Annotated in this window: 21 protein-coding genes; 11 read left to right on the forward strand and 10 right to left on the reverse strand. The window is 59.3% G+C overall.

Annotated features, from left to right (window positions below; translation table 11 throughout):
- Positions 1 to 52 precede the first annotated feature (52 nt).
- From H2052_RS08375 to H2052_RS08400, 6 genes are read left to right on the forward strand one after another with little or no spacing between them, the layout of a single operon-like run.
- A complete protein-coding gene (locus H2052_RS08375) occupies positions 53 to 1,189 on the forward strand; it encodes a Rieske 2Fe-2S domain-containing protein (protein ID WP_293780082.1) in 1,137 nt (378 codons plus the stop codon).
- Entirely contained in the window at positions 1,189 to 1,470 is a 282-nt protein-coding gene (locus H2052_RS08380; RefSeq protein WP_293780085.1) for a subunit of meta cleavage enzyme, read from the forward strand. The genes H2052_RS08375 and H2052_RS08380 overlap by 1 nt, the downstream gene beginning before the upstream one ends.
- On the forward strand, positions 1,463 to 2,266 hold the full coding sequence (locus H2052_RS08385; protein ID WP_293780088.1) for a hypothetical protein: 804 nt from the start codon (positions 1,463 to 1,465) through the stop codon (positions 2,264 to 2,266). The genes H2052_RS08380 and H2052_RS08385 overlap by 8 nt, the downstream gene beginning before the upstream one ends.
- Before the next feature lie 42 nt (positions 2,267 to 2,308).
- Entirely contained in the window at positions 2,309 to 3,133 is an 825-nt protein-coding gene (locus H2052_RS08390; RefSeq protein ID WP_293780091.1) for an alpha/beta hydrolase, read from the forward strand.
- Positions 3,134 to 3,173: 40 nt separating this feature from the next.
- On the forward strand, positions 3,174 to 3,503 hold the full coding sequence (locus tag H2052_RS08395) for a 2Fe-2S iron-sulfur cluster-binding protein (protein ID WP_293780094.1): 330 nt from the start codon (positions 3,174 to 3,176) through the stop codon (positions 3,501 to 3,503).
- Positions 3,500 to 5,860 carry a TonB-dependent receptor gene (locus tag H2052_RS08400; protein WP_293780097.1) on the forward strand — a complete coding sequence of 787 codons (2,361 nt, stop codon included), beginning with the start codon at positions 3,500 to 3,502 and terminating at the stop codon, positions 5,858 to 5,860. The genes H2052_RS08395 and H2052_RS08400 overlap by 4 nt, the downstream gene beginning before the upstream one ends.
- Before the next feature lie 411 nt (positions 5,861 to 6,271).
- Here H2052_RS08400 and H2052_RS08405 read toward each other — a convergent pair whose 3' ends face one another.
- Positions 6,272 to 8,053 (reverse strand): EAL domain-containing protein, encoded by a 1,782-nt coding sequence (locus H2052_RS08405; protein ID WP_293780100.1) that lies wholly within the window; start codon positions 8,051 to 8,053, stop codon positions 6,272 to 6,274.
- A gap of 165 nt (positions 8,054 to 8,218) precedes the next feature.
- Complete coding sequence (locus tag H2052_RS08410; RefSeq protein WP_293780103.1) at positions 8,219 to 9,217, reverse strand: helix-turn-helix domain-containing protein; 999 nt, start codon at positions 9,215 to 9,217, stop codon at positions 8,219 to 8,221.
- Between the two features lie 263 nt (positions 9,218 to 9,480).
- On the opposite strand from H2052_RS08410, the gene H2052_RS08415 reads away from it, so the two are divergent.
- A complete protein-coding gene (locus H2052_RS08415; protein WP_293780178.1) occupies positions 9,481 to 9,885 on the forward strand; it encodes a histidine kinase dimerization/phospho-acceptor domain-containing protein in 405 nt (134 codons plus the stop codon).
- An 855-nt stretch (positions 9,886 to 10,740) separates the two neighbouring features.
- Here the strand turns inward: H2052_RS08415 and H2052_RS08420 are convergent.
- Positions 10,741 to 10,965 (reverse strand): helix-turn-helix transcriptional regulator, encoded by a 225-nt coding sequence (locus H2052_RS08420; RefSeq protein ID WP_293780106.1) that lies wholly within the window; start codon positions 10,963 to 10,965, stop codon positions 10,741 to 10,743.
- A 167-nt stretch (positions 10,966 to 11,132) separates the two neighbouring features.
- On the opposite strand from H2052_RS08420, the gene H2052_RS08425 reads away from it, so the two are divergent.
- A complete protein-coding gene (locus H2052_RS08425; RefSeq protein WP_293780109.1) occupies positions 11,133 to 11,507 on the forward strand; it encodes a hypothetical protein in 375 nt (124 codons plus the stop codon).
- 214 nt (positions 11,508 to 11,721) lie between these two features.
- Here the strand turns inward: H2052_RS08425 and H2052_RS08430 are convergent, their stop codons facing one another.
- Positions 11,722 to 12,621 (reverse strand): HNH endonuclease, encoded by a 900-nt coding sequence (locus tag H2052_RS08430; RefSeq protein WP_293780112.1) that lies wholly within the window; start codon positions 12,619 to 12,621, stop codon positions 11,722 to 11,724.
- 521 nt (positions 12,622 to 13,142) lie between these two features.
- Between H2052_RS08430 and H2052_RS08435 the strand changes: the two genes are divergently transcribed.
- The 3 genes from H2052_RS08435 to H2052_RS08445 all read left to right on the forward strand — a co-directional run bounded on the left by H2052_RS08435 (position 13,143) and on the right by H2052_RS08445 (position 17,341).
- Entirely contained in the window at positions 13,143 to 13,436 is a 294-nt protein-coding gene (locus H2052_RS08435) for a hypothetical protein (RefSeq protein ID WP_293780115.1), read from the forward strand.
- 24 nt (positions 13,437 to 13,460) lie between these two features.
- Positions 13,461 to 15,089, forward strand: a complete 1,629-nt coding sequence (locus H2052_RS08440) for a long-chain fatty acid--CoA ligase (RefSeq protein ID WP_293780118.1) — start codon at positions 13,461 to 13,463, stop codon at positions 15,087 to 15,089.
- Between the two features lie 143 nt (positions 15,090 to 15,232).
- Positions 15,233 to 17,341 carry a TonB-dependent receptor gene (locus H2052_RS08445; protein ID WP_293780121.1) on the forward strand — a complete coding sequence of 703 codons (2,109 nt, stop codon included), beginning with the start codon at positions 15,233 to 15,235 and terminating at the stop codon, positions 17,339 to 17,341.
- A 132-nt stretch (positions 17,342 to 17,473) separates the two neighbouring features.
- On the opposite strand, the gene H2052_RS08450 is transcribed toward H2052_RS08445, so the two are convergent.
- From H2052_RS08450 to H2052_RS08475, 6 genes are all read right to left on the reverse strand, one after another.
- Positions 17,474 to 18,253, reverse strand: a complete 780-nt coding sequence (locus H2052_RS08450; protein ID WP_293780124.1) for an SDR family oxidoreductase — start codon at positions 18,251 to 18,253, stop codon at positions 17,474 to 17,476.
- Positions 18,250 to 19,143: a 3-hydroxyacyl-CoA dehydrogenase family protein gene (locus H2052_RS08455; protein WP_293780127.1), complete on the reverse strand. Its 894-nt coding sequence runs from the start codon at positions 19,141 to 19,143 to the stop codon at positions 18,250 to 18,252. The genes H2052_RS08450 and H2052_RS08455 overlap by 4 nt, the downstream gene beginning before the upstream one ends.
- 61 nt (positions 19,144 to 19,204) lie before the next feature.
- Positions 19,205 to 20,503 (reverse strand): acyl-CoA dehydrogenase family protein, encoded by a 1,299-nt coding sequence (locus H2052_RS08460; RefSeq protein WP_293780130.1) that lies wholly within the window; start codon positions 20,501 to 20,503, stop codon positions 19,205 to 19,207.
- Positions 20,504 to 20,543: 40 nt separating this feature from the next.
- Positions 20,544 to 21,326: an SDR family oxidoreductase gene (locus H2052_RS08465; protein WP_293780133.1), complete on the reverse strand. Its 783-nt coding sequence runs from the start codon at positions 21,324 to 21,326 to the stop codon at positions 20,544 to 20,546.
- Positions 21,327 to 21,328: 2 nt separating this feature from the next.
- Positions 21,329 to 22,399 carry a phosphotransferase family protein gene (locus H2052_RS08470; RefSeq protein WP_293780136.1) on the reverse strand — a complete coding sequence of 357 codons (1,071 nt, stop codon included), beginning with the start codon at positions 22,397 to 22,399 and terminating at the stop codon, positions 21,329 to 21,331.
- Entirely contained in the window at positions 22,396 to 23,010 is a 615-nt protein-coding gene (locus tag H2052_RS08475; protein WP_293780139.1) for a PQ-loop domain-containing transporter, read from the reverse strand. The genes H2052_RS08470 and H2052_RS08475 overlap by 4 nt, the downstream gene beginning before the upstream one ends.
- Positions 23,011 to 23,031 lie beyond the last annotated feature (21 nt).

Genomic DNA, 23,031 nt, shown 5'->3' on the forward strand with positions numbered 1-23,031 from the left:
TTTGAAGATTGTTAGCAATCTCGTCAACAATAACGTTGGGATTTTATAGGACGTGGCTAACCAACCATCAATCGCCGAGCGCAGAACCAAGGTTTGGGAGCCTTACATCCGTGCGAAACTCGGGTTCCGAAACCATTGGTATCCCGTTCGCCTCGCGAGCGAAATCGCCGAAGGTACTCCCGTTCCCGTCAAGCTCCTGGGAGAGAAGATTCTGCTCAATCGCGTGGGCGGCAAGGTCTATGCGATCCAGGACAGGTGCCTGCATCGCGGTGTAACGCTTTCCGACCGGGTCGAGTGCTATTCCAAGAACACCATATCCTGCTGGTATCATGGCTGGACATATCGCTGGGACGATGGCCGCCTCGTCGATATCCTCACAAACCCCGGCAGTGTGCAGATCGGCCGGCGCGCTTTGAAGACGTTCCCGGTTGAAGAGGCCAAAGGTCTTATCTTCGTTTACGTAGGCGACGGCGAACCAACGCCACTTGTCGAAGATGTACCGCCCGGTTTCCTTGATGAAAACCGCGCCATTCACGGCCAACATCGGCTCGTGGCCTCGAACTGGCGCTTGGGTGCGGAAAACGGCTTCGATGCGGGGCACGTCTTCATTCACAAGAATTCGATCCTGGTGAAGGGCAACGACATCATTCTGCCGCTTGGCTTTGCGCCTGGCGATCCCGACCAGCTTACGCGTTCCGAGGTTGCTGCGGGTAAGCCCAAAGGTGTTTACGATCTGCTTGGCGAGCATTCGGTGCCGGTTTTCGAAGGCATGATCGAAGGCGAACCTGCAATCCATGGCAACATTGGCAGCAAGCGCGTCGCCATCAGCATATCGATCTGGCTGCCGGGCGTACTCAAGGTCGAACCGTGGCCGGATCCCGAGCTCACGCAGTTCGAATGGTACGTGCCGGTCGACGAGACCAGCCACCTCTACTTCCAGACGCTGGGCAAAGTCGTGACGTCAAAGGAAGCGGCAGACTCCTTCGAGCGAGAATTCCACGAAAAATGGGTAGGCCTCGCGCTTAACGGCTTCAATGATGACGACGTCATGGCACGGGAATCGATGGAGCCGTTCTACGCTGATGATCGCGGTTGGGCTGAAGAAATCCTGTTCGAGCCGGACCGCGCAATCATCGAGTGGCGGCGGCTTGCCAGTCAGCACAATCGCGGCATTCAGGAAGCGCGTTGATGGGCACGACCGCCTCCTATCCAGTAAACCAGCTGATGCAAGAGCTCTTTACAAACCCCGGCAATGTCGAATTGTTCAGGGCGGACAGAGAGGCGCTATACGAGCGCTATGGCCTTTCGAGCGCACAACGCGCAGCGCTTGACGAGGGAGGATTTGACGCTCTCACCGCAGTCGGTCTTCATCCGGTTTTGCAGATGCATCATTTCATGCTGACAAATCCCATGGCGCCAGACTTCGTCAGCGTTAAGGCGTACCGGAAAATGGTCGATCGCAATGGCTGAAATCGTTGGAGCATTCGCCACCTCGCATGTTCTATTCGGTTCGCCCGATGGAGACGCCCAGGCACTTCGTGTCGTCGAGGGCATGAACGAGATCGGCAGGCGTGTTCGCCTCTTGCGGCCAGACCTGCTGATCGTCATCGGCTCGGACCATCTTTTCAACATCACGACGCGTCTTCAGCCGCCCTTCACGGTTGGTGTTTCGGATACGTTCACTCCGTTGGGCGATATGGACATTGAGCAGCGGCCTTTTGCCGGAAACCGAGCCTTCGCGGAAGCGCTGTGCGCGCGGGCGGCCGATCGCTTCGACCTCGCGCAGGGCGAAGAGCTTCGCCCGGATCATGGCGTGATGGTACCGTTAATGTTCATCGATCCCGATGGCAGGATTCCGGTCGTCCCGATCTACGTCAACGCCAACATGACGCCGCCGCCGACTGCAGCGCGCGCGGCACGGCTTGGTGATGTCGTCGCCGAAGCAGTCGGGCTCGACCTGCCTTCGCATCTGCGTGTTGTCGTGGTTGCAACAGGCGGTCTCAGCCATTGGATCAACATCCCGGGACATGGTGAGGTCAACGAGGAGTTCGACCGCCGCGTTATCGCCGCGTTCCAATCGGGCGATATGCGCTGGCTCAGGGCTATCGATACTGAAACGTTGCTCAAAAACGCGGGTAACGGCGGTCTGGAAATCGTCAACTGGGTGATGGCAGCGGCCACCTTGCCGGGCCGGAGGGCTGAGAAAATCTATTACGAACCGATGCCTCAATGGATGACGGGGATGGGCGGAATAGCAATCGTTTAGGCGTTTGGCGGCGGGTTCGCGCGCCTCTAGGGAGACAAGAACATGGTTTTGGCTGCAACAGCCGGACGGTCGGTGACCGTTCGCGGCATGGAGACGTATTACCACGAGCAAGGTAGCGGCGATGTCGTGGTGCTGGTTCATGGCGGCGGCGCTGGTGCCGACAGTATGGGCAACTGGCGCGGCGTTATGCCGGTCCTGGCGGATCGCTATCGCGTGATTGCGGTCGACATGCTTGGATTTGGACGCACTGCGAAACCCGCCGATCCATTCGTTTTTTCACAAGCGGCGAGAACCGATCACCTTGCAGGCTTTCTCGATGCGCTCGGGCTTTCAAATGTCGCGCTTGTCGGCAATTCGATGGGTGGCGCATCGGCGCTCGGCGTCGCGGTCGAACGGCCGGGACTCGTTCGCAAACTCGTCCTGATGGGCAGCGCCGGTCTGGTGTCGAAAATCGATCCTGCGCTCGAACCCGTGCTTGGATATGATTTCACGCGCGAAGGCATGATCCGTCTCGTCCGTGCACTAACGACCGACAATTTCCAGATCGACGATGCGATGATCAACTACAGGTATGCACTGTCGGTAGATCCGGAAACGCGCCGCGCTTACAGCGCCACGATGCAGTGGATCCGCGACCAGGGCGGCCTCTACTACGAAGACGATTATATCCGGCGTGTCACCGTGCCGACACTCATCGTAAACGGCAAGCTCGACAAGGTCGTTCCGCTCGCCAACGCATACAAGTTCCTTGAGCTAATTGGTCCGAGCTGGGGCTACATCATGCCCGACTGCGGGCACTGGGCGATGATCGAACATCCCGTCGATTTCGCGCGCACGACGGCAGCATTCATCGAGGCTGCGCAGTGATTGGCGGAAACGTCGGCGTTCCGGCGGAGGAGGTGACGCAATGACCGCAAAGGTCCGCGTGATCTTCCGCGCAGCCGGCGGCTTCGAGCACCTGGTCGAAACCGAAGCGGGAGTATCGCTCATGGAAGCGGCCGTTCTGAACGGCGTGGACGGTATCGAAGCCGTTTGCGGGGGCGCCTGCGCCTGCGCCACGTGCCACGTTTACGTTGGCCCCGAGTGGCTCGATGCGCTGAAACCGCCGAGCGAGACCGAAAACGAAATGCTCGATTGCGTAGCGGAACGTGCGCCGCATTCGCGGCTGTCCTGCCAGATCCGCCTTACCGACCTGCTCGACGGCCTGACCCTGGAACTGCCGAAGGCACAGTCATGAAACACAAGAAGAACACCAAAATTGTCGAGGGGAGAGAGATTATGTGCAAGCTTCTTATGGGCTCCGCGCTTGCGGTATTGGCCAGCGCATCGGCTCCAGCGTTCGCGCAGCAAACGGACGGTGTTGAAGTCGATGCGTCCGAGCTGGAGATGATCACCGTTACGGCGCGGCGCGTCAGCGAAAATCTTCAGGATTCGCCCGTCGCCATCTCTGCGTTTGGCGAGAACGCTATTCGAGAGCGCGCGATCAACAATGTGTCGGACATCGGCAAGTTCACGCCGAGCCTAAGCTTCGATTCCGCGGCGGCAGCTTCGGGATCGAGCAACTCGGTCACTGTGTTTCTGCGCGGTATCGGGCAGACCGACTTCAATCTGACGGTAGATCCTGGTGTCGGCATATACCTCGATGGCGTCTACATCAGCCGCTCGGTTGGCGCGCTGCTCGAGACGCGCGACGTCGAGAGCATTCAGGTGCTGCGCGGTCCGCAGGGCACACTGTTTGGCAAGAACACCATTGGCGGCGCTGTTATCGTCACGTCACGGCGCCCGGACGAACAGCTTGGCGGTAACATTGACGCCACGACCGGCTCGTACAACCGGATTGACGTCGGCGCACGGATCAACGTGCCGGTATCCGAAGATTTCCGTTTCTACGTCAGCGGCCTTGCGCTGACGCGCGACGGTTATGTCGAGCGACTTGTCGATGGACAGAAGAAGGGCAACCAGAACAGCTACTCAGGCCGTTTTGTCGCCGAGTGGGATGCAACGCCCGATTTCAACCTTCTCTTGTCCGCCGATTATACGCGTACGCGCGAGCGCGCCGTTGCAACAACGCTTCTCGATGTCAATGAGAACGCCATTTTCCCTCTGTTTCACAACGTTTTCCTGAATGCGCCGGGCTGTCTGCCGCCATCACCAACCTCCAATCCCAGCTGCTACAACGCGCAGTGGCTTACTGGCGACAAGGATAAAACCAACGAAAGCGGCCCAAACCGTTCGGTGTCGGACGTGTGGGGCGTATCGCTGAATGCGTCGTGGGATGCGGGACCGGTGACCATCAAGTCGATCACCGCCTACCGTGAGCTCGATAGTGCGTTTGCGGTCGATATCGACCAGTCGCCGCTCGCAATACAGCGAACCGAAAACGACTACACGCAAAATCAGTTTAGCCAGGAATTCCAGCTTCAGGGCGACGGGTTCGGCGAAAAACTGAACTATACGCTTGGCCTATATTACCACCACGAAGGCGGCACCGATATCAACTCGCTGTTCACTGCGCCGACCGATTTCCGGAGCGGCGGTAGCGTCAAGAACGACAGTTATGCGGCCTTTGCTCAGTTCATCTTTCATGCGACTGACAATCTCAATCTGACGCTTGGCGGCCGCTATACAAGTGAGGACAAGCGGTTTTCGCCCGACCAAGAGGTGCTGCGCGTACATCCGGCTGCGCAGGCGCCGCTGCCACCGGGCTTCCCGACGCCGTTCTTCCTGACGAACCCGGTGACCAGCATGGCCGCCGGTTCTCCGCAGCCGCTGCGGGTGGGGGATATCATCCTGCCCGCAGTGCAACGTACGACGTCGGCGAACGAGTTCACGCCGTCAGTGACGCTCGACTACAAGTTTACGCCCGACATGCTTGGGTATTTTACCTTCTCGCGTGGCTTCAAAAGCGGCGGCTTTACGCAGCGCGTGTTCCCGCCCGAGCCGGAAGCACCTGCGTTCGAGCCAGAGTTTGCGCGTGTGCTCGAAATCGGCGCGAAGGTTGAGCTGTTCAACCGCCACCTGCGGTTGAACAGCGCCCTATTCGACACGAAGTACAGCGACCTGCAGATCGTTGTGAATGACGGGTTTGCACCGAAGGTGCGCAACGCCGGAAAAGCGCGAATCCGTGGCTTTGAATCGGAAGCCCAGCTGGTTGTGACGGACGCTTTCCGGCTGACCGGAGCGGTCAGTTATCTTGACGCCGAGTACCGCGAAGTGGATGCCCGCGCGGCGCCGGTGACGGTGGACAGTGCGCTGGCCAATACGCCAAAATGGACAGCAAATGCTGGGATTACAGTTGAGCCTTACGATGGTGAGGCAGGGCGCGTGGTGCTGCAGGGCGACTGGTCGTATCGAAGTGCGACGTACAAGGACGCGATCAACACACCTTCGCTAAAACAGGATGGCTACAGCGTCTTCAACATGTCGGCGACGTTCGATGCCGCCCAAGGCTGGTCGGTGACGGGTGGTATCACCAACCTGACCGACAAGCGCTACATTATCTCTGGATTCTCGGACCTCAATTTCATCGGATCGACGTATGGGGTCTATTCGCGGCCGCGCGAATGGTACTTGAAGCTTGGGTATTCGTTCTAGGGCTTCAGGCGATCGGACGGTGGCAGCGAGCGCTCGCCGGCAACGCCGTGCCGCTCGCCGCGATCTTCTGGCTCCTATGCTCGCTGGTCATGCTCGCCGCCGCCTTCCGCCCCAAGCCGCGACCGAAGCATTTACTTCTAAGGCTTTTGGTCGTCAGCCTGGTGACCTGCCCGATAGACTTCCACTCGGTACATCGCGGAGGTGCGGCTTCCTGATCACTGCCGGCTCTTCAGCTTCGATAACCGATGCCTGGCGGCGCCATCCGCCGCCATTTCCGCCCTTCTTGGTCAAGAGAAGGCGTCCAATACCTGCCTTTCATTCATCCCGCCTGATGGCTCAGTTTCATGTCCCCTCCGCAGACATGGAATGCTCTCTCGACACTGGCATGCGGTATTCGCTGCCGCGGTTAAGTCACGCCCGATCCATTGTCGTGAGGAACCGCGACGCATCCCACCCCTCGCGCAAGATGAGACCCTGGTCGAGCAGCTTGTGGAACTTGTCCTCCTCCATGGGTGCGGCGAACAGATATCCTTGACCGATCGAGCAGCCCAGTGCCCGCATGATCGCGCGTTCAGATTCCGTTTCTATGCCTTCTGCAACGACGTGGATGTCGAGTGCTGCGCCAAGCTTGACGACGCTTTCCACGATAACGCGTTTGGCCGCGCTCTGTGCAAGATCATGAACAAAGCTTCGATCGATCTTTACCTCGCTCAGCGGGAAGCTCTCCAGATAGCGTAGATTGGAATAACCCGTACCAAAGTCATCAATGGATATCCGGACCCCTAGGCGACGCAATTCCCCAAAGATACGGCGAATATTCTCCGGCTCACCGATCATGATGCTTTCCGTGAGCTCCAGCGTCAGCCATTCCGCTCGGCAGCCAGTCTCGTCGAGCACCTGAAGGACAAACGCCACCATGTCACGCTGAGTGAATTCGACGACCGATACGTTGAAGGCGAAACGGATCGGAGATCGATGACCCCGGTTGACCTGCGCCGCAAACGTAGCAACCGCGCGCAGACCCCAGGCTCCAATTTCCAGGATTGCGCCCGTTTCTTCGGCGATTCCGATGAACCGGTTGGGCGGTTGCGGACCGAACGCCCCATGGTTCCATCGCAGCAGCGCTTCGGCTCCAACCATTTCACCCGAGACGAGATCGACCTGTGGCTGATAGTGAAACAGCAGTTCCTGGTTCGAAACAGCAGTCTGGAGTTCGCTCGCCAACCTGATGCGGTTGCACGCGTCCCGCTCGTCCGCGACCGCGAAAGGCTGCGGCGGGTGCCCGGCTTTCGCCTTTGATCGCTGCAGCGCCGCGCCAGCATGCCGCAGAAGTTGGAGCGAATTCGCACCGGCGACCCCCACGGCAAAACCTGTGGCGAACTGGACCGCCAATGACGCGCCGGGGAGCACGAAACGTGGCTTCAGGAGATCGAGGACGCCCTCCACCGTACTTGCGGTGCAGCTGTGATCGTCGAGTGCGAACGCGAGCGCGAAGCTGTTGGTGCCGACACGCGACACGGCGATCGCTGGCAGCGTTGTCAGGCGTGCGGCAGTGGATTGAAGCAGCGCGTCGCCGACATCATAGCCAAAGCCGCTGTTGACATCGTGGAACCGACGGATATCGAGCTTGACCATCAGCAGTGTGGTTGTGGCAGACGCGTCCAAGGCTGCCAGTCGATCGAGCAGACCATAGCGATCGAGCAGACCTGTCAGGCGGTCGATGCCGGCCGCATGGGTCACGTCGCGGATAAAGCCGATGAAATGCGTCACCTGATCCGTGTCGTCGCGAAGCGGCACGAGGCGCAACGCGTTGCGAAACATCGTGCCGTCCCGTCGATAGTTGCGCAGGGTCACCGAACAGGCGCGACCCTCTGTCAGGGCGGCACGGATTTCGGCGATTTCGGGCTGCAGACGGTCGCTGCCCTGGAGATAGCGGCAATTCTTCCCGATCGCCTCGGCGGCAGTGTAGCCGGTGATCGCCTCGAACGCGGGATTGACCTGGACGATGGGTTGCCCTCTCATGCGCACGTCGGCGATCAACACGCCATCGCTGATATGATCGAGCGCGAGCAGAGATGCGCTCGCGGGAACAGCCGGTTCGCTAGAGCGCCTGGCCAGGAGATGCCATCGTGCCGGTTTGAACGCCCCGGCCTCTGTTGATCGAGGGTCCCCTTCAATGACGTCATGCGTCATCGCATTGCGCCGCTTGTACGGCGCGCCGCGCCAGGGCCCGGCGGAACAGCCAGGCAGTCTCCGATATTCGCTTCTCTACGCACGGAAGGAGCAAGTCGCATGATAAACCTCTGGCGCGACGATGCGGTACCTGCACCAGGGCTTCAACTTCAGCTTTGCGGCAGTTCAGGACAAAACAGAGGCGCTTCCGTCGTTTCTCGCGTCCCCGGACTTGGTAGTTTGAAACCGCAGACGATAATCCAGAGGTGTGACGCCAATTCTGCGGAGAAATGCCCGTCTGAGAGTCGTTGTGGATCCAAACCCTGCTGCATAGGCAATCGTCTTGATAGGCGACGAGCTGTCTTCGAGAAGGCGCCGGGCGATATCGATCCGGGTCAATTCAACATAAGCAGCCGGGCTCATGTCCAGCTCGGCGTGGAACAGACGGGACAAATGGCGCGGGCTCACGCCGGCTGCATCTGCAAGCGCTGCGAGGCTCAAATCGGCGCGTGGATTTTCGAGGATGTGAAGCCGTATTCTGTCGATCGGACTGGTGGTCGTACTTTGCGCGGTCAACGCAGCGCTGAACTGCGACTGCCCGCCGGGCCGCTTCAGAAAAACGACCAGCCTGCGTGCCACCCAGAGGGCCAGCGCACGGCCATGATCCTCCTCGATCAATGAAAAGGCGAGATCGATTGCAGCAGCCACACCGGCAGAGCTGAACACCGGTCCGTCGCGAACGAAGATGCGATCAGGTTCGACCTGGATATCAGGATACGCGGCAGCAAGGCGTTCTGCATATTGCCAGTGGGTCGTGACGCAGCGTCCCGACAGCAGCCCCGCTTGAGCCGTAAGGAAGGCGCCAGTGCACGTCGAGCCATAGCGCCGCGACTGCATGGCCTGATCCCGCAGCCAACGCACTACATTTTCGCTAAAGCGATCCGGCAGGCCATAAGGCCCAACGACGATCAACGTGTCGCAAGGCTGGGCCGCATCGGAAATACCCGCATCGGGTATGTAGATCACGCCCGATGCGCTCTCTGTGGGCGTTCCGTGTTCGGTCACCAGCCGGACGCGATACGGCTGCCCAGACTGCATCTTGCAGTTTGCTTCAAAAAAAGCGTCGCGCAGGCCTGCGATCTCAAGCAAATGCACGTTGCCCGGGGCGAAGATCGTGACGAGCACGGATTTGTCTTCCGCTTATTGGCGGCCGGAGGCCCCCATCGTCTGCTCTTATACGCCTTCAGCCTGATTGCGTATAACGATAATAAAAGCGGCGTTCAGGCCTGCGCGATGGAGGTAGATTGCCGGGGAGGGAGAATGATCGCCTAGTTTCAAACCACCGAACCGAAAGGTGCAAGAAAAGACCATCGTGCTGCCGATTTGTCCTGAAACGTCGCTCCGCCGACGTTGAAGCGCGGGCGCCGGGACGGCATTATTTGCACCTGATGCCGTTTCACGACGACGGGAGGTGGGTAGCGCATTTCGTCGGCTCAAAAACGCTCAAATCCCGAACGCGGAGAGTCCATCAGATGATGCAAGGTCCTGTCAGGAAATGGCACAACATTCCCCTACGGAGGGATAGCCGGTTCGATACCTACTTTCACACGTTGTCGCATGATCTGCGGACACCGCTGACTCAGATCACCGGCTTCGCAGCGCTTCTGAACCTCGACGAGAGCCTTGCCGTCGCCCAGAAGGAATACGCCGCGGCAATCATCTCGGCCTGCGACGAACTCAATAATGCCGTGCTGGCGCATCTCCAGCTGATCGAAAGCAGCCTCAATGGCAAAGGCCGATCGGCCAAGGCCGGTGATGAGCCACCTTCCCACGGCGGGTCGGCGCAGTCTTGAAGAGTCCACGAGGGATGGCAAAACGCAGCCAGGGCTGAATTCGTCACTGGACCTCGCCGCGTGTGCAACGCCGAGCTGATCTTGCGTGAGGAATTGGATTACGCCTTCCGACGATGCTCATCGTATAGGGTGGACCAACACAAAGTACGAAAGCTATCAAGTGGCGAGCCACCACATCGTGAAGAACGGCCCCAATCAGGGCGATGCGGCCATCGATATGACGGCTGTATGATGGGCGGCTTTCTGGCTTACTGCGTCTGATTCCGGACAGTCGCAAAGGTCCAACGAAGCCGCCATTATTCTTCCCTGTTCAGCAGTTCGATCGCTTCGGTGATTGCCATGCAATGGCCTGCGATTTCCTGTATCTGCGCGGCGAGTTGCCTTGAGGTCTCGGCCGACACGTCCCGCCCCTGTCCGTCGGCGGCGAGCGTGGCGGCATCCTCAAGCCTCGCGGTGAGAACAGCGAACAGTCGGCGGATACAGTCGCGCGCCTCTCACTGATGCCTCAGCTGTCTCATGGATCTACCCCGCCGCCTTGCGTAGATTTCAAGATCGACGGAGCAGCAGTCGCGAAGTTCGCGGTCGATGGCAACGTGAACGCGGCACCCGCGGTTCGGTTAGTGCATAAAATTTACGTTGATTATATTTTTTGATCTGAATCCCTTGGCATAATTAGCATGGCTCTTGCCAAAGCCTGTGTGATCAGAACGCCGTCTCACGGTGCCGAACCCTACGCGTTCTGCGCCTTACATAATCCCGATTATCGTCTCATGGTTTCCGGTGTAGCAGCCTGGCAGTTTTCCGGAACAGAGGCAGCCATTGACAGCATCGTGGCCGATGGGTGAACGCCGGGCGCTAGGTATCGCTACCTGTCGGCGTCGCCACCAGCTCGACATGGCTCACACCGAGCGCCCGTGCGAGTTCGTACAAGGTGATGATCGTCGGATTGCGCCGGCCGTTCTCAAGACTGCTGAGATACTGCTGGGAAAAGCCAGAAAGCGCTTCCACGTCTTCCTGCGTCAATCCCTTCTCACGCCGTATCCGGGCAAAATTCTCACCGACCAGTCTGCGCATGTCCATGCGCGGAAAGATGGCCGTTTACATACTTTCGGTTTATCAACTATAATATGTATCTGGTAGGTCAGAGAATCCGGGGGCTTATGGAAAAGGAGAGTAGCGGGCCATCGCGAGCCACAAAATGGCTGGTGGCAGTTGGTCTTCTCTTTGGAGCGCTCATTCTCGGAGGCATGTTTGAAGCCCTCGGCCTTGCCAGCTGGATTGTCGTTGTCCTCGCAGTAGCGGTCGTTGCGTACTCCTTTTATCGACCCGAGTGGTCCATGCTCGGATTCTCGCCTTCCGGAGTCAGAAAGGTGTTCGGTGTCATCGGCGTACTGTTGCTGTTCGGAATCGCCGCCGGAGATACCGAGGATAAGCGCGCGAACGAGGCACGGGACATTGTCACTCTCATGAAATCCCGGCCTGAGGAAGGCCGGAAGCGACTGGCCGAGGCAGACGATGGCCTGCTTCATGCCATCAAGCTGGTCGATGAGGGTGTCGAAGCAGCAGAGCGTAGCCGCAGGGCAAAACGCGACGCCCTCTCCGCCAGGGCGAGTGAAGCATGAAACGCGGCGAAGATCGCTTCCCTCGAAAAACAGGCGGAAGCCCTACCGTCATACGACCTCGGCGGCAGGATGGCCATTTACAGGCAGATCATCGGGATGGCGCCATCAGAAGCGAAATGGCGCGACAGGATGGCGGCACTGGAAGTCGAGAATGCGAAGATGCGCAAGGAGAGCGTCCGCAGCGAGCTGCCCGTCCGCCGATGGGGCCATCATCTCAATGCTTGAAGCAATGCTCGCGGTGCCACCGAACGAACTGCGGGTGCGGCCGATCAGCCCCTCGCTGTGGCGCCAATATCCGACCGCTGGCATTAATGACCGATCGGATGCTGTCCGGATCATTGGCCTGCCGCGAAACGATGATCCGCATGTTGTCATCCAGCCCAATCAAACCGCGATCAAACATCCAATGCGCTGTCCCCGAAAGTGCCAAGCCGTTGCTCACTATGTCGGGTCCGTTCGCCTCGACGGGACGAATGTGAGCAGCCTCCACCTCGGCCCGCCCGCTGCCGTTGATGAGCTTCAACCCGGTGACCGCACAGCGCTCATCATAGGCCCGCAAAACAATTCGCCGGAACACGCGGTCGCGCACAACGCGCGACACGATTGCGGCAACCCGCTCCCGCACTTCATCGAAAATAAAAGGAACTTGCTCTTCGCGAAGAACCGGCTCGACGGCGGCGAAATCCGTTCGCGGCAGAAGCGGATTTTCATCGACCAAGCCGGCTGCCACAATTCGGGTGAAGTCGCTCGACGACAGCCCCCGAACAGCCGCCTGAGCCCTCCCAGAAATGCGCCCCACCTCATTAAGTACGCCTCGCTCGATCGGCCCATTCTCATCGGCAAACGGAACCGGTGTTGCGAAATCAAGATAGCTGCCAGGCTCGATCAGCGCGAGGTACATATTGGGCATTGATGGATCGGCAATGACCCCCTCGACCTTGGCTACCGCGTAATAGCCTTTACTGTCAGCAACCTTCCGTGGTTCGTAGTAGACAATCCAGTCGCCAACGCATGCCCGCACCCGATCGAGATACTGCTTCGGAAACTGATAACGCTCGGCCGGCGTATCGTCGTAGACCGAATCAGAGCGATGGATGAAAATGCCGAACGCCATGCGGAGTTGATAGTGTGGAAACGAAGCGACTGAAAATGGTTCTGGCGTTCGAAAGCGGTTTCCATCCCTGCCCCTGGGCGGCGCGCGCGGCGGCATCCTCGAGCCTTGCGGTGAGAACAGCGAATGGTCGGCGGATACAGTCGCGTCGTTCGATATCGTTCTGCTCGAGGGGGACCAGCAGGAACGCGTGCTCGGCTTCTGCTGAGCACATCTTCCCCCGCATCACCACAGCATCACGCAAATGGCCGTGCGCGAATTTAATGCGCCGCAGAGACACGCGGCAATAATCGCACGAATTACGGCATAGAGACACGTCTCCGCAGGGGGGCCGCAACACGTGCACCCGCAAACGCCGCAGAACTGCGGCCCTCTCGGGCCGCTCACCGCGAGAACGTAAAATCTAAAGTTTTTGGAAAATGTATGGTGCGTGGCGCAGTCTATATTGGACAGGTCTCACGGAGAGTTGTTCCGTGTTTTGCGGGAATTTACAGGGAAAACTGGAGGAATAACACGGAAAGCATATGGCACAGCTTACGAAGCGACCTGGGTTTCCGCCATTTTTTATGAAATTTGTCGTTTCGGGAACAGGGAAACAAAGCGCTGCAAACAAGGAAACGTCATCAACCTATCAGAGAGGCCGCTGCGCAGAGGCGGGATTGGCCGAAGGACAGCTTGAATATTCCTCAGGCGTCGCGGTCACAGATTTGATTGCGGAGCATTTGGTACAGATAGCGAACATCGGTTTGAGATTAAAAAACTTGTTTGCTAAGATAGTTATTAATATGAGCTTGGGGCAGCTTTGCCATATCGGATGACGATCGCTCAACAAAGGAGACGTGATGTTGGGTAGAATGCAAAATTGGCCGCTCAATGTCTTCAGGCTCATCGATCACGCCGCGCTAAATGCCGGTCATCAGGAAATCGTCTCAATGACCGTTGAAGGACCGACGGTTCGAACGAATTGGAAGAATGTGCGAGAACGCGCCAAGCGCATCGCGCAAGCGCTCCGCCGTCTCGGGATCGAGGGTGGCGATCGGGTGGGCACTCTCGCTTGGAACACCCATCGCCACGTCGAATGCTGGTTTGCCATATCGGGGATGGGAGCAGTAGCGCACACCATCAATCCTCGGCTTTTCTCAGAACAAATCATCTACATCGCCAATCACGCGTCCGATCGCGCGCTTTTCTTCGATGCCGGATTCATCAAGCTTGTCGAAGAAATCGCGCCCTCCCTCACGTCCGTGAAGTATTTCATCGTCATGTCGGACGCATCCAACATGCCGGCGTCATCGCTCGACCTGATTTGCTATGAAGATCTTGTTTCCGCTCAGGATGGCGACTTTTCTTGGCTTAACGTCGATGAAAATGCGCCTTCAGGCCTCTGCTACACATCCGGTACCACCGGCAATCCCAAGGGCGTCCTATATTCTCACCGCTCGACCGTACTCCATAGCTACAGCGCCGCCCAATTCGACTCGCTCGGCCTGTCTTCGCGCGCGACGGTGCTGCCGATCGTCCCGATGTACCATGCAAACGCCTGGGGCATTCCGTATGCAGCCGCCTTGACTGGCGCCAAGCTCGTGATGGCGGGACCACATTTTGACGCCGCGACGCTCATTGCCCGCATCCGCGAAGAGGGCGTCACGCACGCCGCCGCCGTCCCGACCATATGGCAGGCCATCCTCCAGTTTCTCGACGAGGAGGGCGGCAACCTCGGCCAGCTGCAGCGCCTGATCGTAGGCGGTGCAGCTGCGCCTCGATCCTTGATCGAAGCGTATGAAACGCGCTTCGGACTGACCGTCTGTCATGCCTGGGGGATGACCGAAATGTCGCCGATCGGCTCGGTCGGCATGCTCGACGCCGCCGGCGCGGCACTCGAGTATGACGATCAATTGACCCTCAAATGCAAGCAGGGACGCGCACCGTTCGGCGTTGAACTCCGGATTGTAGGGAGCGAGAACCAGGAACTGCCGCGGGACGGAAAGACGGCGGGACGGCTGAAATCGCGGGGGGCGTGGGTGATCGCCGAATACTTCGGCGGTGACGGCGGCGCGATACTCGACGAGGACGGTTGGTTCGACACCGGTGATGTCGCGACGATCGACGCATCGGGCTATATGAAAATTACCGATCGATCCAAAGACGTGATCAAATCTGGCGGCGAATGGATCAGTTCGATCGACCTGGAAAATGCAGCCGTCGGCCACCCCGGGATTGCCGAGGCGGCGGTCATCGGCATCCCGCATCCCAAATGGGACGAGCGACCTATCCTGATTGCCGTTCGCAAGAAAACGGCCACGACGACGGCTGCGGAACTCCTCGATTTTCTGAGCACGAAGGTCGCCAAGTGGTGGCTACCGGACGAAATATACTTCGTCGACGACCTCCCGCACACCGCCACGGGAAAGATTCAGAAGACGACGCTACGCACGCAATTCGGGGCCGGCCCTGCGGGCAGGCACAGCTGAACCAAGGCCGGAATGCCGTCCTACGGCAGGCGCAAACATTGCACTCCGCAGGCATGGATACATTTTACTTGCTTGCATAACTAGCAAGATATAGCATTGCCCCCCTTGATAGAACAAAGACTCAGCCACGAGGGAGTGACAAAATGGGGGCTAAACATCGTTTTCTGATTGCTGCGGCGGCATGGGTGGTCGTGCCACTTGCGAGCGCAAATGCGCAGGATTCGGGAGCACTGGTGACGGAAACGCAAGTCAGTGACGAGGATATCGTCGTCACTGCCACGCGCGGCAACCAAACCCTTCAAAAAACGCCGGTAGCCATCAGCGCCGTATCGGCCGAAACGATCGAGGCACGCGGCATTACAAGCCTCACCGGCCTCACCAACGTGGTTCCCGCCGCGAAAATCAATTATTCGCTCGGCGCGGTGCAGCTCAACGTCCGTGGCGTCGGGAGCGAAATCGATCTGCCTTATGTTCCCGAGCCAGCGGGGATCAACTTCAACGACGTCTATATTCCGCGGCTCGCGACCAACACGACCATCATGGACATCGAGCAGATCGAGATCCTACCGGGGCCTCAAGGAACACTTTATGGAAAAGGGGCGCTCGGGGGCGTCACAAATATTCGCTCGGCGATGCCCAAGAACGAGCTTGGCTTCAAAGTCACGGGCGAAGCAGGCAATTACGAACTGCTCAAGCTGACTGCGATCGCCAATCTTCCCTTGACCGGCGACCTTGCGGTGCGCATTGCGGGCAGCACGACACACCGCGGCGCCTATTTTTCCAACGGCAATGACACCGACGAGGCGAAAACCATCCGGCTGTCCATGCTATGGAACCCGAGCGACAAGCTTGAGATCTATCTATGGGGCCAATATTATCACAATCGGCTAAAGCCGCAGGCCACATCCTATCTGAAGCCGTTTCTCAACGACGACCCCTATGACCAGCCACAATTCGACCCGGGCGTCGCCGTGGCCGGGCTATTTCCCGCCCCGGGTAACGACGTCAGCCGATCCACGCTATTTCTACGGGGCATCGTGACGGGTGGGCGGATCACTTACGATCTCGGCAATCTCAAAATCCAGTATATCCCTTCGTATATCCATTATCTGGATGACGATTTGCGATTCTTGCAGGGACTTTCGACCGTCAGCGACGGCACGATCGACCAGACGACGCACGAACTTCGCTTCAGCGGCGACCTGACCGAGCGGCTGTCATGGCTCGGCAGCCTCTATTATTATCACAATAAGTCCGACATCGATTCCACCCTGTCGGCATCATTCGGGCAAGTCGCGGGCAATCGCCTGCTTCATCGCAACGAGGGCGTCGCCGGGTTCGCCCAGCTACAATATGAGGTGCTCGACACGCTGCGTGTCACCGCAGGCGGCCGCTATTCGGAAGACAAGATGGCCGCGCGCCCGGGAAGCCTCGTGCACACGCCAAGCGGAGATATCCCCTTTTCGGTAGCGGCGAAATGGAACCACTTCGACTGGAAGTTGGGCATCGAGGCCGATATCGGGCCGCAGTCGATGGCCTACGCCAATGTGCAGACTGCCTATTCGCCTGGCGGATATCGGGCTTCGGCGGTATTCGCCGGTCTGCGCCTCGAGGAACAGACAATGATAGGCTATACAGTCGGTTTCAAAAATCGGTTCTTTGACAACCGACTCCTGTTCAATGTCGAGGGCTATTATTACGACTATAAAAATTACACGATTTCGACCCTCGCAAACGGAGCTTTCGATAATTTCGGGATTCCCAAGACGCGAATCTACGGCGCGCAGGTCGATCTCGCCTACGCGTTCGATACAAAGACCAAGATCACGCTTAATTCCAACTTCCTGTCGGCGAAGATCCGTGAACTGGTCCTCGACAATGTCGATTTCAGCGGGAACTCACTGCCCAACGCACCCAAGGCAGCGGTGTCGCTTGGCTTCGAGCACGGCGTCGACCTCGGCAATGGTGGCGGCCTCACTTTCCGGGCCGACACCCATTATGAAAGCGGCTACTGGAAGGTTTACACCAACGGCTTCAATTTCCGGCAGGACGAGTTCGCCAAGCTGGATCTGAGCCTCACCTACACGTCGCCGAGCGAGAACTGGGACCTGACAGCCTATGTTCTGAACGCCACGGACAAAGCCACGCTCGCTGCCGGCGCGCACAGCGGTTACCCCGCTCCCTATGAAAACTACGGCTACATCGACCCGCCACGGACATACGGTCTGCGGCTCAACGTCAGGTTCGACTGATTTTGAGCGACCGGGGGCCGGGTCTAAGAGCCGGCCCCTTTTTTGTCTTCGACGCACGGGCAGAGAGGCGACGACAACGCGCAAGCCGTGAAGCCGCCGGCGAGATACTTTTACCGTGGGCCCGGCGGAATGTTATTGCGCCGAGATACCACCATCGAGCTTGATTTCGGCACCGGTCATGAAGCGGCTCTCGTCCGACGCGAGATAGACCACCGCATAGGCAACGTCGTCGGGTTCTCCAAGCCGGCCAATGGGAATTTGCCGTGCGAGCTTGCTGAAGGCTTCTTCCTTGTCGCCGACCTCGCCGACGACCGATCGCAGGATATCGGTCCGGATATACGCTGGATGCACAGAATTGCACCGGATATCCATCTTCTTGCGAGCGCAATGCAGCGCCACCGATTTGGTCAGCATCCATACCGCCGCCTTCGACGCATTGTAAGCGGCGAGATTACCGCTGGCGATCAATGCCGAGATCGAGGCCATGTTCACGATCGACGCCGGCTGCGCTTGCTGAAGATACGGTATCGCTTTTTGCGACCCCAGCATGACGCTGTCGACGTTTATGCGCATCACGCGCGTCCACTCCTCCAGATCGATCCGGTCTATCGATCCCACCGGAGCGACACCCGCATTGTTCACAAGGACCGATATCCCACCCAGGAAATCGGCGGCATCACGCAGGGCAATGTCCCACGAGCCCACGTCGGTCACATCGTGGCGGAGAGCGATCGCCCGCCCCGCGCCCAGTTCGCGATTGATTGCATCGGCTACAGCGGCAGCACGGTCAATATCGATGTCAGTCAATGCGATGCGGGCGCCTTCATGCGCGAGCATCCAGCCGATAGCAGATCCCAGCCCGCCTGCGCCGCCCGTGATCAGCGCATTCTTCCCGGCAACGCGTCCGCTCATGCTGTTCCCCCGTCGAGATTGCCGCCGTGGTAATCGTACCAGCCTTGGCCGGACTTCCGCCCGAGATGCCCGGCCGCGACGCGTGCGGCGAGCTGCGGCATCGGCAATTCGGCGGCATCGCCCGTTTTCCTGAAGCGTTCCATTGCCATCAAATGCGCAAGATCGAGTCCAATCAGATCGAGGAGCCGAAAGGGGCCCATGGGATGTCCAGCGCCATGCACGCAGGCCAGATCGATGTCTTCGATGCTCGCAACGCCCATTTCGAGCAGCCACCCGGCTTCCCGAAAAACGGCGTCGAGTATCCGGTGGAGCAGAAAGCCGTCCACCTCCTTGTGCAGATGGACGGGCACCTTGCCCAGATTCCGTGCCAGCGCGATGGTCGTCTGCGCCGTCTCCTCGGAAACATGTGGGCCTTGGACAACTTCAACTAATTTCATCACCAGAGCCGGGTTGAAAAAGTGCGTGTTGAGCACCTTGTCGGGGCGCCCCGTAGCGGTCGCGATAGACGAGCTCACGATTGCCGAACTGTTCGTAGCGAGAACCGCGTGGTCTGGAGCAAGGCGGTCCAGATCGGCGAAGAGCCGGCGTTTGACATCAAGTTTCTCCACAGCGGCCTCGATGACGAAATCCGCGTCGCGCACGCTGTCCTCGAGCGTGTGCGCAACGCGAATGCGCGCTCGCGCCGCGACGCTGTCGGCTTCGGAAAGTTTGCCCTTGGCAACGCGCTCCGCGAGATAGGCGCCGGCATAAATCTCCGCTCCTTCCAGCGCTTCGCGGCTCACATCCGTGAGACTGGTATCGTATCCCGCGAGCGCAGACGCGAGCGCGATCTGACGGCCCATATTTCCGGCCCCGATAACCGCGATGTGGTGGATATGGTCTGCAGTCATTTCGATCCCCGATGTTGAAGGCCGGCCGCCAGCGGCGTCGATGACGCGAGGACGCGCAGCTTCATGCTCTCACGGGCAAAGAAGGTGCCCATAGGCCCTGCACGCCGGACTCTGCGGCTTCGTCGCGGGTTAGGAACGCTCCGCGCCCTCCCGTACGCGCCGGGTCGGTGGCTTCGTGCCGCCGCATCTCCAGCCTGGCGATCTGATTGCGATGGACTTCGTCGGGTCCGTCGGCCAGCCGCAGCGCGCGTGCCAGTGCGAAAGCTGCGGGCAGATAATGGTCGTTGTTCGTGCCGCCTCCGCCAAATGCCTGGATTGCCCAGTCGATAATCTGACAGGCCATGTTGGGCGCCGCGACCTTGATCATCGCAATTTCCTGGCGTGCTTCGCGGTTGCCGACCTCATCCATCATTTTCGCCGCCTTCATGGTCAGCAGCCGGCATTGCTCGATCATGATGCGTGATTCGGCGATACGCTCCAGGGTGGTGGCTTGTTCGGAGACGGGACGACCGAATGTTACACGGCTCTCCACGCGACGGCACATCCGCTCAAGGATGCGTTCGCACATCCCGATCAGGCGCATGCAGTGGTGGATGCGTCCTGGGCCGAGACGCCCCTGCGCTATTTCGAACCCGCGTCCTTCACCAAGGATCATGTTATCGTCAGGGACCCGAACATCGTCGAACCAGACTTCCGAAGCACGGTCCGGAACGCCGTAAAAGCCAAATACCGGTAGCGACCGGACGACCCGGACGCCCGGCGTATCCTTGGGCACGATAATCATCGACTGGCGCCGGTGGCGGTCGACGGTTTCATCTCCGGTTTGTCCAAGCAGGATCATGAATTTACAGCGCGGGTCGGTCGCCCCTGTCGTGTACCATTTGCGCCCGTTGATTACATAACTGTCGCCGTCGCGCCGGATCTCGCAGCTGATATTGGTCGCATCGGAAGAGGCGACTTCGGGCTCGGTCATCGCGAACGCAGAGCGAATCTCCCCCGCGAGAAGCGGTCCAAGCCAACGCTCTTGCTGTTCGGATGTCCCGTAACGCGCCAGGACTTCCATATTGCCGGTGTCGGGGGCAGAACAATTGAAGATTTCCGGCGCCATGATCGAGCGCCCCATGATCTCGCACAGCGGTGCATAGTCGACATTGGAAAGACCGCCTTCGTGATGCGCTGGCAGGAAGAGATTCCACAGCCCTGCAGAACGCGCCTTTGCCTTGAGCTCCTCGACAACGGGCAGCACCGACCAGGGCCCGAGCCTCTCGCCTTCGGCGAAGAAGCGAGGCTCGCTAGGATAGATGTGGTCGGCCATGAAATCGAGCAGGCGCGCCCGCAAGTCTTCCAGTCGTGCGCTCATGAAATGATCCTTTTCCTCGGGAGTTGGACGCGGAGGCGCGTCAATCGGCAACCGGTGCCTTGATCAGTGCGCCGCCGTCGACGACGATGGACTGTCCGGTGATGAAGCGCGCATGGTCCGACGCAAGGAAGACGGCGGCACCAGCGATATCGTCGGCTTCTCCAAGGCGATTCAACGGCGTCGCAGCAACGACGCGCTGGGTGTTCGCTTCGTCTTCCCAGAGTGCCCGGGCGAAATCGGTGCGAATGACCCCCGGGGCGATGCAATTGACCCGCACGCCGTCGCGGCCGAACTCGACCGCGAGATTCCGGGCGAGCTGAAAGTTCGCTGCTTTGGTAATATTGTAGGGCCCAATCGTCGCGGTCCCGATCATTCCTCCGATCGACGACATGATGATGATCGATCCCGTTTTTCTGGCGCGCATTTCGGGCGCGACCAACGCGATCAAGCGGTTCGTGGACATCAGGTTATTCTGTAGAAGCTTCACGAACTGGGGGTCGCTGATCTCACCCATCGGGCCCGAATAGACAGCCGAGGCAGCGTTGCAGACAAGGGCATCGATCTTGCCGAAGGCAGCCCGTGACCGCTCGACGAGTTGCTCAAGCGCTTCGGCCGAACCGATCGAGGCGGCAACACCGATGGCGCAGGTTCGACCCTGGGCCGCTTCGATTTCGGCGGCAACGGCGTCGCATGTTTCCTCATTCCGTCCCGAGACGACCACATTGGCACCATGTTCGGCCATGGCCAAAGCGATCGCCTTGCCGATGCCGCGTGTCGATCCAGTGATGACGGCTGTCATCCCGTCCATATTCATTCGAGCCACATCTATCTCCGCGATTGTCCGGCCTGCGCGCGGCAGGCGTAATACCAAGCACGATCTGCGAGGATCGGCAGCCGGTCGGCGAGTTCATCGGCATCGGCCGACGTTGCGTTCCCGCCTGCCGCGCGTGCGAGGACGCCTTGTATGATCCCAATAAGGCGGAACATGTTGTAGGCGAACAGCCAGTCGAGGTCGGGAAGGCCGTCACGACCAGTGCGCGCACAATATTGGGCGACGATGTCGTCGAGCGACGGGATTCCGAGCGCAGAGAGATCGGCACCTTGAAGCCCGGCCTGCCCGTCGATCGGGAGCACCCAGTTCATCGCGAGATAGGCGAAATCGGCTAGAGGGTCGCCGAGCGTTGATAATTCCCAGTCGAGCACAGCGACAATATCCGATGACGCAGGCGCGAACAGGACATTATCCAGCCGATAGTCGCCATGAATGATCGTCGTGCGGCTCTGTTCCGGCAGCGAGCGGGACAAAATGTCGATCAAACGCTCGATGAGATCGACGTGATCAATCTGTGACGCACGATATTGTCGCGTCCAACGATCCAGCTGCCTGCCGAAATAGTTTCCCGGCTTGCCGAAGCCGGAGAGGCCTGCCGCCTCCCAATCGACCATGTGGAGGTTGGCGAGGGACGCCACCAGAGATTGATAATGCGCCTTCCGCTCGGGTGGCTGCAGCCCAGGCATCGTTCCATCCCACAACATCCGCCCCTCGACGTGCCGCATCACATAAAATGTGGTGCCGAGAATGCTTGCGTCGTCGCAAAAGGCGATCGCTTCCGGCACCGCGAAACCGGCAGCCCCTAAGGCCGACAGGACCCGATATTCGCGGTCGACGGCATGGGCCGACGGGAGGAGGATGCCCAACGGCCGCCGCCGCAGGACATATTTTTCGGGGCATTCGTCGGAACGCAAAACGAATGTCGGATTGGAACGCCCGCCTGAAATCGGATCGAGCCGCGCGGCCCCGCGCCAACCCGGCATATGCTCACCGAGCCACGCCGCGAGCCGGGCGAGCTCTGGACATGGGAGCACGCCGTCCGTTTCGAGTCGCGTGGCTGTCATCCAAGAACCGCAGAGGCCGGCGGCTTGATCGTCAGCTTCAGACGCAGAAGCTCATAGACCGACACAGTAATGATGGCGCTCCACAGGAGCAGCGACCAATTTTGCACCAGCCAGGCGAAGACGGTCCAAAGCGACATCCCGGCCGCAAAGCACAACAAGGTGATGAGTGACAGATCGCGGGTCTGCCGCGTCCGGCGCGTCGTTATCAGCTGGGGGAAAAAGGTTGTCGCCGCGATGAGGCCCCAAACGAAAGCGACCTGCTGCGTGTACCGCGTCGACAGCATATCTGCACCGAAGCGCGGCAGGAAGACTGCGACCAGCAAGACCGATCCCAGGATTATCGCCCAGACGAGCAGGGAAACACGCCAGGATACGAGGTGAAGCATCAAGGCCTGAAAAAAGAGCGACAGGCTCATCAGGATGAGCACGGCCCCCAACTGATATTGGATACCCAGCAGCAAGCTCAGCGAGGCTCCAATGACGAGAACAATGCCCGTCAGCACCGAGAGGCCTTCGACAGAGCGCGTACGCAGGATGTGGACGACCTGCATCGCCGGAGCGACAGTTGTCAGCACAGACGCCAGCAGCGAAATTCCCTCAATGAGCACCATAAGATCCCCTTTTTCGCTGCT

The organism is Sphingosinicella sp. (assembly GCF_013911755.1).
In the GTDB taxonomy this organism is placed as follows: Bacteria; Pseudomonadota; Alphaproteobacteria; order Sphingomonadales; family Sphingomonadaceae; genus Sphingosinicella.